The sequence below is a fragment of the Cnuibacter sp. UC19_7 genome, from assembly GCF_042699995.1.
Taxonomy (GTDB): Bacteria; Actinomycetota; Actinomycetes; order Actinomycetales; family Microbacteriaceae; genus Cnuibacter.
In genome coordinates this window covers 3,405,075-3,416,985 of sequence record NZ_CP170560.1, presented here as the reverse complement: position 1 = coordinate 3,416,985, position 11,911 = coordinate 3,405,075, and the positions used below count along the sequence as shown (strand labels likewise).

11 protein-coding genes and 1 pseudogene are annotated in these 11,911 nt (G+C 69.5%); 3 read left to right on the top strand and 9 right to left on the bottom strand.

The window, feature by feature from the left end; genetic code table 11:
• Nucleotides 1-20: 20 nt before the first annotated feature.
• Nucleotides 21-287 carry a TraR/DksA family transcriptional regulator gene (locus tag ACFJGV_RS16370; RefSeq protein WP_378145071.1) on the top strand — a complete coding sequence of 89 codons (267 nt, stop codon included), beginning with the start codon at nucleotides 21-23 and terminating at the stop codon, nucleotides 285-287.
• 82 nt (nucleotides 288-369) lie between these two features.
• Here the strand turns inward: ACFJGV_RS16370 and ACFJGV_RS16365 are convergent, their stop codons facing one another.
• The 4 genes from ACFJGV_RS16365 to ACFJGV_RS16350 all read right to left on the bottom strand — a co-directional run bounded on the left by ACFJGV_RS16365 (nucleotide 370) and on the right by ACFJGV_RS16350 (nucleotide 4,342).
• Nucleotides 370-669, bottom strand: coding sequence for a hypothetical protein (locus ACFJGV_RS16365; RefSeq protein ID WP_378145069.1), 300 nt, complete (start codon nucleotides 667-669; stop codon nucleotides 370-372).
• An 8-nt stretch (nucleotides 670-677) separates the two neighbouring features.
• Complete coding sequence (locus ACFJGV_RS16360) at nucleotides 678-1,199, bottom strand: amino-acid N-acetyltransferase (protein WP_378145068.1); 522 nt, start codon at nucleotides 1,197-1,199, stop codon at nucleotides 678-680.
• Nucleotides 1,200-1,346: 147 nt separating this feature from the next.
• Nucleotides 1,347-3,869 (bottom strand): ATP-dependent Clp protease ATP-binding subunit, encoded by a 2,523-nt coding sequence (locus ACFJGV_RS16355; protein WP_378145067.1) that lies wholly within the window; start codon nucleotides 3,867-3,869, stop codon nucleotides 1,347-1,349.
• 101 nt (nucleotides 3,870-3,970) lie between these two features.
• Entirely contained in the window at nucleotides 3,971-4,342 is a 372-nt protein-coding gene (locus ACFJGV_RS16350) for a DUF5684 domain-containing protein (RefSeq protein ID WP_378145065.1), read from the bottom strand.
• Nucleotides 4,343-4,424: 82 nt separating this feature from the next.
• Between ACFJGV_RS16350 and ACFJGV_RS16345 the strand changes: the two genes are divergently transcribed.
• Nucleotides 4,425-5,423, top strand: a complete 999-nt coding sequence (locus ACFJGV_RS16345) for a pirin family protein (RefSeq protein WP_378145063.1) — start codon at nucleotides 4,425-4,427, stop codon at nucleotides 5,421-5,423.
• A gap of 19 nt (nucleotides 5,424-5,442) precedes the next feature.
• Here ACFJGV_RS16345 and ACFJGV_RS16340 read toward each other — a convergent pair whose 3' ends face one another.
• From ACFJGV_RS16340 to panC, 5 genes and pseudogenes are all read right to left on the bottom strand, one after another.
• Nucleotides 5,443-5,922 (bottom strand): hypothetical protein, encoded by a 480-nt coding sequence (locus tag ACFJGV_RS16340; protein ID WP_378145061.1) that lies wholly within the window; start codon nucleotides 5,920-5,922, stop codon nucleotides 5,443-5,445.
• Nucleotides 5,923-5,992: 70 nt separating this feature from the next.
• Nucleotides 5,993-7,450, bottom strand: a complete 1,458-nt coding sequence (cls, locus tag ACFJGV_RS16335; RefSeq protein ID WP_378148753.1) for a cardiolipin synthase — start codon at nucleotides 7,448-7,450, stop codon at nucleotides 5,993-5,995.
• 96 nt (nucleotides 7,451-7,546) lie between these two features.
• Nucleotides 7,547-7,726: a hypothetical protein gene (locus tag ACFJGV_RS16330; RefSeq protein ID WP_378145059.1), complete on the bottom strand. Its 180-nt coding sequence runs from the start codon at nucleotides 7,724-7,726 to the stop codon at nucleotides 7,547-7,549.
• A gap of 139 nt (nucleotides 7,727-7,865) precedes the next feature.
• Nucleotides 7,866-9,395, bottom strand: coding sequence for a lysine--tRNA ligase (gene lysS / locus ACFJGV_RS16325; protein ID WP_378145058.1), 1,530 nt, complete (start codon nucleotides 9,393-9,395; stop codon nucleotides 7,866-7,868).
• A 97-nt stretch (nucleotides 9,396-9,492) separates the two neighbouring features.
• Nucleotides 9,493-10,309, bottom strand: a pseudogene (panC, locus tag ACFJGV_RS16320) (pantoate--beta-alanine ligase).
• Nucleotides 10,310-10,640: 331 nt separating this feature from the next.
• Between panC and ACFJGV_RS16315 the strand changes: the two are divergent.
• Entirely contained in the window at nucleotides 10,641-11,876 is a 1,236-nt protein-coding gene (locus tag ACFJGV_RS16315) for a putative Ig domain-containing protein (RefSeq protein ID WP_378145056.1), read from the top strand.
• Nucleotides 11,877-11,911: the final 35 nt, after the last annotated feature.

Here is an 11,911-nt window from a genome sequence, read left to right as displayed (position 1 = left end):
GCACGTCGACCGCGGCGGCGATGGAGTCGCTGCTGGCCGACCGCCGGGTCACCTCCGACGACGACGAGCACGACCCCGACGGCGCTCCCCTCAGCGGTGAGTGGGCCCGGCTGCGAGCGCAGCTCGACGCGGCGGACGCGCGGCTCGCCGACATCGACGCGGCCCTCCTCCGGGTCGACGACGGCACGTACGGCCTGTGCGCGACCTGCGGCCACCCCATCCCGCTCGAGCGGCTCGAGGTGCGCCCCACGGCCACCCAGTGCGTCCCCTGCGCCCCCCGGCGCTGAGTCGCTCCGGAGAGCTCAAGCGCGACGCACCGCTGAAGCGGACGATGACGACGGCGCTCTCTGCGTGGCGCCCGCGATGCGTCTACCTGGGCTCGTCGTCTTCGCCCGTGGGCGCCTCGGCCGGATCCTCTCCGCCGGCCGACGCAGGGCCGCCCAGCTCCCAGGGGAGCGGGCCCTCGAGCTCGACGGGCTCCTCGGGCGGTGCGTCGAAGCCGCCCGGGCGCTGCACGCGGCCGAAGAAGCCCATCTCGGCGACGCCGCTGCCGCGCGGGGCGGCGTCGAGCCCGGCGGGCTCGTCCGCCGGCTCCCCCGACGCACCGGGACGGCGGCCGAAGAAGCGGTCGCGCATCCGCTCGTTGAAGGATCGATCCTGCGTCGACATGGCGCCCCCTACCTCAGGTGCTTGAGCATGCGCGTGTTGCCGAGCGTGTTCGGCTTCACGCGGGCGAGGTCGAGGAACTCGGCCACACCTTCGTCGGGCGAGCGGACCAGCTCGGCGTAGACCTCGGGGTCGACGAGCGAGAGCGGCGACGCCGTGTAGCCCTGCCGCTCGAAGAACGACACCTCGAACGTGAGGCAGAACAGCTTCGAGAGTCCGAGCTCGAGGGCGTCCTGCTCGAGTCGCTCGACGAGGATCCGCCCCACACCCCGGCCGCGGACGTCATCGTGCACGGCGAGGGTGCGCACCTCGCCGAGGTCTTCCCAGAAGACGTGCAGCGCGCCGCATCCGACGAGTCGACCGTCCTCATCCTCGGCCACCCGGAACTCCTGGACGGCCTCATAGAAGACTACCGCGTCCTTGCCGAGCAGGATTCGTCGCTGCACCAGGGGCTCCACGAGAGCCTGGATGCAGGGGACGTCGCTCGTGCGCGCCCGCCGTACCGTGACGGCGGGCCTGGTGTCGATGGTCATCGCACCAGCGTAGCCCCGGCCCCGGGCACCACCCGAATGGCGCCCGAACGCACCAGATCCGCCAGCCCCGTGGGTATCCCCTGCCGGGACCCACGGGAGCTGACGGATCAGGTGTGGTGGAGACGCGCGCGATGCGCGCCTCAGCGCTCAGTCGTTCGGGATGTCTCCCAGAGCGGCTGCCGCGGCGGCGTTCGAGGCCGACGAGTCGACGCCCGCGCCCACCGCGAGCGGCTCGCGCGAGGTGGTGAGGAACGTGAACTTGCCGTCGACGAAGTCGACGTGCACGTGGTCACCCGCGTTGAGCTCGCCCTGCAGGATGCGCTCGGACAGCTGGTCCTCGACCTCGTGCTGCATAGCGCGACGCAGCGGACGCGCACCCAGCGATGGGTCGAAGCCGACCTTGATGAGGCGCTCCTTGGCGGCGAGCGTCAGCTCGATCGTCATGTCGCGGTCGAGCAGGCGGTCGCGGAGGCGCTTGATGAACAGATCGACGATCTGCAGCAGCTCCTCCTGGTTCAGCTGCGGGAACACGATGGTGTCGTCGACACGGTTGAGGAACTCCGGCTTGAAGTTCTTCTTCAGCTCCTCCGAGACCTTCGCCTTCATGCGCTCGTACGACGTCGACTCGTTGCCCGACACCTGGAAACCGATGGGGGCTCCCGTGATGTCCTTCGTGCCGAGGTTGGTCGTCATGATGATGACCGTGTTCTTGAAGTCGACGACGCGACCCTGACCATCCGTCAGACGTCCCTCCTCCAGCACCTGGAGCAGCGAGTTGAAGATGTCGGGGTGGGCCTTCTCGATCTCATCGAACAGCACCACGCTGAACGGCTTGCGGCGCACCTTCTCGGTAAGCTGGCCGCCCTCTTCAAAGCCGACGAACCCGGGAGGGGCACCGAACAGCCGCGAGACGGTGTGCTTCTCGCCGTACTCCGACATGTCGAGGGAGATGAGGGCGTTCTCGTCGTCGAACAGGAACTCGGCGAGCGCCTTGGCGAGCTCGGTCTTTCCGACACCGGTGGGGCCGGCGAAGATGAACGAGCCCGAGGGACGCTTCGGGTCCTTGAGCCCGGCGCGGGTGCGGCGGATCGTGCGCGACAGGGCCGCGATCGCCTCGTTCTGGCCGATGACGCGCTGGTGCAGCGCCTTCTCCATGAAGATGAGCCGCGACGACTCCTCCTCGGTGAGCTTGAACACCGGGATGCCCGTGGCCTGGGCCAGCACCTCGGCGATCAGCCCCTCGTCGACGATGCCCGACGTCTGGATGTCGCCCGAGCGCCACTGCTTCTCTAGACGGAGACGCTCGCCGAGGAGGTTCTTCTCCTCGTCGCGCAGGCTCGCCGCCTTCTCGAAGTCCTGATCCTCGATCGCGGCCTCCTTCGAGGCGCGCACCGTGGCGATCCGCTCGTCGAACTCACGCAGCTCCGGCGGCGCCGACAGGATCGACAGACGCAGACGCGCGCCCGCCTCGTCGATCAGGTCGATCGCCTTGTCGGGCAGGAAGCGGTCCTGCACGTAGCGGTCGGCGAGGTTCGCCGCGGCGACGATCGCGCCGTCGGTGATCGACACCTTGTGGAAGGCCTCGTACTTGTCGCGGAGGCCCTTCAGGATGTTGATCGCGTGGGGCAGGCTCGGCTCGGCCACCTGGATGGGCTGGAAGCGGCGCTCGAGGGCCGCATCCTTCTCGAAGTGCTTGCGGTATTCATCGAGCGTGGTGGCGCCGATGGTCTGCAGCTCGCCGCGCGCGAGAAGCGGCTTGAGGATCGACGCCGCGTCGATCGCGCCCTCGGCAGCACCCGCGCCGACGAGCGTGTGGATCTCGTCGATGAAGGTGATGATGTCGCCGCGGGTGCGGATCTCCTTGGTGACCTTCTTCAGGCGCTCCTCGAAGTCGCCGCGGTAGCGGGATCCGGCGATGAGCGAGCCGAGGTCGAGCGTGTAGAGCTGCTTGTCCTTCAGGGTCTCGGGCACGTCGCCGCGCACGATCGCCTGGGCGAGACCCTCGACGACGGCGGTCTTGCCGACGCCGGGCTCGCCGATGAGGACGGGGTTGTTCTTGGAGCGGCGCGACAGGATCTGCATGACTCGCTCGATCTCCTTCTCGCGCCCGATCACAGGGTCGAGCTTGTTGTCGCGCGCGGCCTGCGTGAGGTTGCGACCGAACTGGTCGAGGATCTGCGACCCCTTGTCGGGTGCCGCCTCGTTGCCGCCGACGGCGACCTGCTCCTTGCCCTGGTAGCCGGAGAGGAGCTGGATGACCTGCTGGCGCACCCGGTTGAGGTCGGCACCCAGCTTCACGAGCACCTGGGCGGCGACGCCCTCGCCCTCGCGGATGAGGCCGAGCAGGATGTGCTCGGTGCCGATGTAGTTGTGACCCAGCTGCAGCGCCTCGCGCAGGCTGAGCTCGAGCACCTTCTTCGCACGCGGCGTGAACGGGATGTGACCCGTCGGCTGCTGCTGGCCCTGGCCGATGATGTCCTGGACCTGCTCGCGCACCGCGTCGAGCGAGATGTTCAGCGACTCGAGCGCCTTCGCTGCCACGCCCTCACCCTCGTGGATGAGGCCGAGGAGGATGTGCTCGGTCCCGATGTAGTTGTGGTTGAGCATCTTGGCCTCTTCCTGGGCCAAGACGACGACGCGACGGGCGCGATCGGTGAATCTCTCGAACATGTCTGTCTCCCTGGTCGCCAGGGCAGGATGACGACCGTTGAGAAGAGACTAACCAGGGCTCCCGGGGCAACGGCGGCCTGTTCGCCGTGGGCGTGACGCCTCTACCGGCTCGGGCGGATCACCCGCGCGTCGCTCCAGCCCAGCATCGGGTACCCGATGAAGAACAGCAGCCAGAGCAGGAAGAACGAGAACGCGGGCCCCTTGCCGAACCTGCGGCCCACGTCGCGGGCGACGATGATGCCGAGCACCGCGCCCAGCACCGGGACGATGAACAGGATGCCCCACCAGCCGGGCCTGCCGGCCACCTTGCTGAGCACCCACACGTTGTAGAACGGCACCACTGCGGGCCACCCCGGCCGGCCCGTCTTGCGGAACACCGACCACATCCCGAACGCGGTCAGCGCTGCGATCGCGAGCCCGAGGTACAGGCTGGACGGGTCGTAGTGAACCGCCGGGGAGGGGACTGGCCGCAAGATGGCTCCGGTGAGGTGTACTGGGGTGCCTCATGATTTTAGCCGCGTCCCCGCCTGCCTCTCGCGGGCCTAGGATGCGGCTGTGAGCAACCTCGAACGGGATCCCGACGCCACCTGGGCGGCGACCGCGGTCGCACCGGCGCGGCGCCCGGAGATCATCGAGGCGCGCGAGGTGCCGCTCGGCGGCCCTCGGGCGATGACGGTGCACCGCACGCTCCCCTCCCGGGAGCGGACCCTCATCGGGGCCTGGTGCTTCATCGACCACTACGGCCCCTCCCCCGTCTCGGAGACCGGGGGGATGGTCGTACCGCCGCATCCGCACACCGGGCTGCAGACGGTGAGCTGGCTGTTCTCGGGCGAGATCGAGCACCGCGACAGCGTGGGCTCTCACGCCTTCGTGCGCCCGGGCGAGCTCAACCTCATGACGGCCGGCCGCGGCATCTCGCACTCCGAGATGTCGACCCCGGAGACGGATGTGCTGCACGGCGTGCAGCTGTGGGTCGCCCTGCCCTCGGCATCGCGGTCGGTCGAGCCGTTCTTCGAGGCCACGCCGTCGGTGCTCGCGGGGGTCGACGATGCCCTCGTCCGCGTCTTCATCGGTTCGCTCGCGGGGGTGTCGACGAACCCGACCACCTTCACCGAGCTCGTCGCGGCCGAGATCACGCTCCCGCCCGCGGGATCGGTCGAGCTGGCACTGCGCCCCGAGTTCGAGCATGGGGTGCTCGTAGACGCCGGGCCCGTCACGGTCTCGGGTGTCGAGGCTGCGCGCACCGAGCTCGTCTTCCTCGGCCAGGGCACCGAATCGGTGCGGCTGGTGGCCGGCGCGGAGCCCGTGAGGGTCGTGCTCATCGGGGGTGTGCCGCTGGGCGAGCAGATCCTCATGTGGTGGAACTTCGTGGGCCGCTCCCACGACGAGGTGGTGTCCTATCGCGAGCAGTGGCAGCGCGAGGCGGGCTTCGACGCACCGCTCGCAGCCGAGGCCGCGTCGCACCGCTTCGGCGCCACGGACCACCACTACGAGGGCGCGCCCCTCCCCGCACCGGAGCTCCCCGGCGTGCGTCTGAAGCCCCGCGCCCGCTGACGCCGGGCGCTCGCCCGGATCAGTCCACGCAGAAGGCGATCGTGTCGAGACCGTCTTCCACGTGGCAGCCCTTCGAGTAGTTGTAGTTCTTCCCGAGGGCCTTCGCCGTCGGCCTCGATATCGGGCCCCGCGACTTCAGCCTGTACACGTCGGCTCCCCACACCGTGGTCCCCATGTAGTCGAACTGATCCGCGACCCACGGTGCGTCACTTCCCGGCATGGGACTCGTGGGATCAGGTGCGCCCCCGCCACCACCGCTGCCGGCTCCGCCCGAACCGGCCGCCGCTCCGCCGCCGCCCGATCCGCCTCCCTTGCCAGGCGCCCAGGGGTCCCAATCGGGTCCGCAGGCGAGCGGATCCTGGAAGACCGTGCACATGTCGAGGCCGTTCGGGGTCTCCGCGTGAGCGGTACCCGCGTGAGCGAGGCCGCAGGCGACGAGGGCGGCGGTCGCCGCCAGGACGGAGACCGCGCGGAACCGGATCGGCGCGCTCGTGGACATCGTTGCTCTTTCTCGACCACCGATGGCGAGAAGCTACCTCATATCCGAGGGTGGCTCACCTGAGCAATTCCTACTGCAGGGCGGAGGTGAGGCGGGCGAGGTTGTCGAGGATCGTCGACCGGAGCGGCTGCGTGTGCCAGGCCTCCTTGGTGAGCTCCTTCGAGATCGCGCGGTAGCCGTCCTCGACCTGGCGCATCGACTCGACGAACGAGCGCCCGCGCACCATGAGCGAGACCTCCATGTTGAGGCTGAACGAGCGCATGTCCATGTTCGACGAGCCGATCACGGCGACCTCGTCGTCGATCGTGAAGTGCTTCGCGTGCAGGATGTACGGGGCCGGGTACATGAAGATCCGCACGCCGGCGTTGAGCAGCCCCTCGTAGTAGGAGCGCTGCGCGTGGTAGACCAGCGCCTGGTCACCGATCTCGGAGACGAACAGGTCGACCGCGACCCCGCGCTGGGTGGCGGTGGTGATCGCGTAGAGCATCGCGTCGTCGGGCACGAAGTACGGGCTCGTGATCACGACCCGCTCGGTGGCGCTGTAGAGCAGGGCCAGGAACAGGCGCAGGTTGTTCTCGCCTGCGAACCCCGGGCCGGAGGGGACCACCTGCATGTCCAGGGCATCCGGATCCTTGTCGATCACGTCATCCGTGATGGCGCGGGTCTCGCGCAGCAGCAGCTCGTTGGTCTCGCTGTACCAGTCGGTGATGAAGATCGCGTTGAGGCCCGCGACGATCGGACCCTCGAGGCGCGTCATGAGGTCTTGCCACTTGAGGCCGCGTTTGAGGTTCGTGCGCTTGTTGTAGCTGCGGTCGACCATGTTCTGCGACCCCATCCACGCGACCTCGCTGTCGATGATGAGCAGCTTGCGGTGGTTGCGGAGATCGGGCCGCTGGTACTTGCCCTGCAGCGGCTGCACCGGCAGCATGAACGACCAGCGCACGCCCAGGCGGTTGAGCATCTTGACGGTCTTCTTGTGGCCCGGCGCACGGACCGACGCGATGTGGTCGAGCAGCACGCGCACCGTGACGCCGCGCTTGACGGCGGCACCCATCGCCTCGAAGAACGGCTTCGTGACCTTGTCGTAGCTGAGGATGTAGAACTCGACGTGGACGTACCGCTGCGCCTCGGCGACGTCGACGGTCATCCTGCGGATGGCCTCGTCGTAGTCGCCTGTCAGCGAGGCCGAGTTGCCCCCGACCAGGGGCATCGCGCCGAGGTTGCGGTTGAGCTCGACCACCGAGCGCAGCCACGGGGGCCACGGATCGGCGTCGCTGACGCGGTCGATGCCCTCCGTGGTCTCGATGATGAACTCGTTGATCGCCTTCTGCTTGTCGCGTCGGCGCTTCGGCAGCTTGTACGAGCCGAGCAGGAGGAACAGCAGGAAGCCGATGTAGGGCAGGAAGAAGATCGCCATCAGCCAGGCGATCGCCGTGGACGGGCGCCTGTTGCGCGGCACGATGATGACCGACGAGATGCGGATGACGAAGTCGATCAGCAGCAGGGCGAGCAGCACGAAGTCAGCCATGTCGAACCCCGAGACCTCTACCGTCACGCCGCTCCCCCTCATCCACGGCGCACGACCGCTAGCGCTACCGTATCGGGTCGACGGAGGTGGTGCGCGCTACTCGGCCGTGGGCTTGGGCGGCAGGCCGAGCTTGGCCCGCTCCTCCGCCTCGATGCGCTTGTAGGCACGGCGCTCGTCGCGGTCGGCCCTCACGACCTTGCTCATGATGAACCAGAAGAGCAGCCCGAGGAGCACGGTCGGCGCGAGCGACCACACGGCGGCGAGGAAGTAGTCCATCCCCACCAGGATACGTCACCCCGCCTGGGCGCCCGCCGCCCGGGTCTAGGGCTGCGGGCTTTGTCCAGGTTTCCGTCGCGAAATGCGGAGAATGCGACGGAAAACTGGACAAACCCCCGGTGGGGGCGGCGGACGGACCCTACTTCACGAGGGGGAAGAGGATCGTCTCGCGGATGCCGAGGCCGGTGAGGGCCATGAGCAGGCGGTCGATGCCCATCCCCATGCCGCCCGACGGGGGCATGCCGAACTCGAGGGCGCGGAGGAAGTCCTCGTCGAGGCGCATCGCCTCGACGTCGCCCGCCGCCCCCTGGCGCGCCTGCTCGACGAAGCGCTCGCGCTGGATGACGGGGTCGACGAGCTCGGAGTACGCGGTGGCCAGCTCGAAGCCGCGCACGTAGAGGTCCCACTTCTCGACCACGCCGGGCTTCGAGCGGTGGGCGCGGGTGAGCGGGCTGGTCTCGACGGGGAAGTCCATCACGAAGGTGGGGCGGGTGAGGCCGCCCTTCACGAAGTGCTCCCACAGCTCCTCGACGAGCTTGCCGTGATTGGGCAGGTGCACCTCGACGCCGACGCTCGCGGCGAGCGCCTCGAGCTCGGCCAGGCTCGTCGACGGCGTGATCTCCACGCCCGCCGCCTCCGAGAGCGAGCCGTACATGTCGATGCGGTCCCACTCGCCGCCGAGGTCGTACTCGGTGCCGTCGGCCCAGGTCACCACGTGCGAGCCGGACACGGCCTGGGCGGCGTTCTGCACGAGCGTCTGCGTGAGCTCGGCCATGGTGTTGTAGTCGCCGTAGGCCTCGTACGCCTCGAGCATCGCGAACTCCGGGCTGTGCGTGGAGTCGGCGCCCTCGTTGCGGAAGTTGCGGTTGATCTCGTAGACCCGGTCGATGCCGCCGACGACGGCGCGCTTGAGGAAGAGCTCGGGGGCGATGCGCAGGTACAGCTCGGTGTCGAACGCGTTCGAGTGCGTGACGAACGGACGGGCCGCGGCGCCGCCGTGGATCGTCTGCAGCATCGGCGTCTCGATCTCGAGGTAGTGGCGGTCGGTGAACGTCGCCCGCAGGCTCGCCATCGCCTCGGCGCGGGTGCGGACGTTCTTGCGCGCCTGCTCGCGCTGGATGAGGTCGAGGTAGCGGGAGCGCATCCGCGTCTCCTCGTTGAGCTCGGTGTAGAGGTTCGGCAGCGGGAGGATCGCCTTCGCCGCGATCTGCCACGCATCCGCCATGACGCTCAGCTCGCCGGTGCGGCTCGCGATGACCTCGCCGTGCACGAAGAGGTGATCGCCGAGGTCGACCAGCTCCTTGAACTCGGCGAGCGACTCGGCCCCCACCTTGGCCTGAGAGACCATGCCCTGGATGCGCGTGCCGTCGCCTGCCTGCAGCGACACGAAGCAGAGGCGGCCGGTGTTGCGGAGGTTCACGACGCGGCCCGCGAGGCCGACCACCTCGCCGCTCTCCTCGCCGGGCTGGAGGTGCTGCCAGAGCGCGCGCACCTCGGGGATGGTCGTCGTGACGGGGACGCTCACCGGGTAGGCGCCGGGCCCGGCGTTGAGGCGCTCGCGCTTGCCCAGACGCACGGCCTTCTGCTCGGAGATGTCCTGCTCGGACGCGACATCGTCCGGGGTCTCGAGGGCGGCGGCGTCGGGCGTGGCGGTGGTGTCCTCTGTCACATGTCGATCCTACCGAGGACGCACTTCGGCCCGAGCCGGGTGCCCGCGGATGCGAAGGTGGCGTGGGCGCTCAGGCGTGCGCTTCAGCGGTGGGCGCTCAGGCGTGGCCGAGGTAGATGGGCGCGTTGTCGATGAGCCGCACTCCCCCGACCCGCGCCGCCACGAGCACCGTGGCGCGCCCTGTGTAGTCGTCGTCGACCGGGAGGAACGTGCGCGGATCGACGACGGCGAGGTAGTCGAGGTCGACGTCGTCCTGCCCCATCAGCACGGACTGGGCGGCGGCGAGCACCGCGTCGATGCCGCGGTCGGAGGCGGACTCGGCGGCCTCGAGCATCGCGGGGAGGGCGAGCGCCGCGCGGCGTGCCTCCGCGTCGAGGAAGCGGTTGCGGCTGGACAGCGCGAGACCGTCGTCGTCGCGCACGGTGGGGGACCACCTCGACGCGCACGGGCATCGTGAGATCGGCCACCATCTGGGAGACCAGGAAGACCTGCTGGGCGTCCTTCTGACCGAAGAGCACCGCATCCGGACCGACCGCGTTCAGGAGCTTCGCCACCACCGTGAGCATGCCGTCGAAGTGGCCCGGTCGGCTGCGGCCCTCGAACAGCTGCGCCACGCGCCCGCCGATGATGCGGGTCGCGGGGTCGCCGTGGGGGTAGAGCTCGGAGACCTCCGGGGCGAACACGAGATCGGCGCCGTGACCCTCGAGCAGCGCGAGATCGCTCGCGAGGTCGCGGGGGTAGCGCTCGAGGTCGGCGGGATCGCTGAACTGCAGCGGGTTGACGAAGATCGACACCACGACCACGTCGGCGAGCTCGCGGGCTCGATCAACGAGCTCGAGGTGCCCGTCGTGCAGGGCACCCATGGTCGGCACGAAGGCGACGACGGGGGGAGCGGCGTGCGGCCGCGTGGTCATCTCGCGGGCTCGCCGCGCCTCGCGGAGGGCGGCGACCTCGGCGCGGATGCCCGCCACCGTCGTGACGATCAGCGGTCCGGCTGATGCTCCAGCGGTGGGGATGCTCGCGTCGTCCTCGTCGCGGACGGTGTCGTGCTCGGGCTGCGGCAGCTGGGCCACGGGGCTCCTTCGGGTGGTGCTCGCGACCCTCGCGGTCGCATCCCCCGATGCTACCGGCGCGAGGGCGCGGCCCTGCGGTGGGCAGGGATTGCTCATAACGCCGACGCGCTCGCTCCTCGTACCGTGTGCGGATCGCGGCCACCCACCGCACCCCTCGAAAGGACCGATCCGAATGCGCAGACTCCTGTGCGCCCTCCTCACGGCCGCGGCCGTCGGCGGCGGCGCAGCCCTCACCGCACCCTCCGCCGCGGAGGCCCGCGGCTTCGACCTCGACACCACCTGGTCGGGCTTCGTCGACGAGAGAGCCGACGTCCTGGCCACCACCCCGTGGGGCGGCGCCTACGTCGTCGACAACACCCGCGGCGTCATCCGCTCGATCGACGAGCACGGCGTGGTCTCGCCGAACCTCCATCCCCTTCCGCCGGGGATGATCGTGGTCGACGCCGTCACCGACCACTTCGGCGGAACGGTCTTCTGCGGCGCCGGGAACAGCGGGATGTTCACGATCACCCGGGACGGCACGCAGCGGGAGCTCGTCCCCCGCGGCGCCGCGCTGGGGCTCGCCCACTGCGCCGCGGACTCACACGGGAACGTCGTCTTCACCAGGCCGGGCGCCGGTGCTCTCGGACGCGTCGATCGCGCCGGCCTGGTCGACCTCTGGTGGGCGTCGACGCCGAGCGGGTGGGAGCCCGAGAGGGTCTCGATCGCGGGTGACGACACCGTCTACACGTGGGATCGGACGAACACGATCTCCCTCGTCACGCGCACACAGGGCGTGATCTACCCGTTCATCGCCTCGGCGCGAGACACCTGCGTGTGGGATTTCGACGCCACCGGATCTGCCCTCTACGTCACCGATCCGTGTCGCGGAGGTGTCCTCCAGTACAACCTCGGCGGCGCCCTCGTGCGTACGGTCTCCCTTCCCGCCGGTTCCCCCAAGCCGACCGAGACCGCCATCAGCGAGCAGGGCAACCTGTTCCTCCGCGCCTCCGGGACGTCGACCGTCTGGCAGGTGCCGAGCTCGGAACCGCTGGCGGCCGTACCGTCCGTGCGCTGGGACCTAGCTGGCGAGGTGACCAGGATGGCTCTGCTCCCGAACGACACCCTGTACACGCAGGCCGCCGGGTACCTACATCGCATCGAGCCGACGTTCGACATCTGGCCCGACACCGGCGCGTCCGCAGCCGTCGGCCTGCCGTACGACGACCGGTTCTTCACCGACTCGCCGTTCTGGGCCACGCTCTCCGTCAGCGCGGGCGCGCTGCCGCCCGGTCTCACGCTCGACGGTGCGACCGGCATCCTCTCGGGCACGCCGACCCGGGCGGGCACGTACACGTTCGACCTCACGGCCGACAACGTGAAGACGAAGCCGATCACGAAGACCTTCACCGTCGTCGTGAACCCCTGACGTGCGGATGCTCCGCCTGCGTCCGCGAGGCGCAG

Bases quoted from the DNA above. Each gene is read 5' to 3' on its own strand.
- ACFJGV_RS16315 (WP_378145056.1), top strand. From the start codon at position 10,641: ATGCGCAGACTCCTGTGCGCCCTCCTCACGGCCGCGGCCGTCGGCGGC.
- cls (WP_378148753.1), bottom strand. From the start codon at position 7,450: ATGGCTGACTTCGTGCTGCTCGCCCTGCTGCTGATCGACTTCGTCATC.
- ACFJGV_RS16340 (WP_378145061.1), bottom strand. From the start codon at position 5,922: ATGTCCACGAGCGCGCCGATCCGGTTCCGCGCGGTCTCCGTCCTGGCG.
- ACFJGV_RS16330 (WP_378145059.1), bottom strand. From the start codon at position 7,726: ATGGACTACTTCCTCGCCGCCGTGTGGTCGCTCGCGCCGACCGTGCTC.
- ACFJGV_RS16365 (WP_378145069.1), bottom strand. From the start codon at position 669: ATGTCGACGCAGGATCGATCCTTCAACGAGCGGATGCGCGACCGCTTC.
- ACFJGV_RS16360 (WP_378145068.1), bottom strand. From the start codon at position 1,199: ATGACCATCGACACCAGGCCCGCCGTCACGGTACGGCGGGCGCGCACG.
- ACFJGV_RS16370 (WP_378145071.1), top strand. From the start codon at position 21: ATGGAGTCGCTGCTGGCCGACCGCCGGGTCACCTCCGACGACGACGAG.
- ACFJGV_RS16355 (WP_378145067.1), bottom strand. From the start codon at position 3,869: ATGTTCGAGAGATTCACCGATCGCGCCCGTCGCGTCGTCGTCTTGGCC.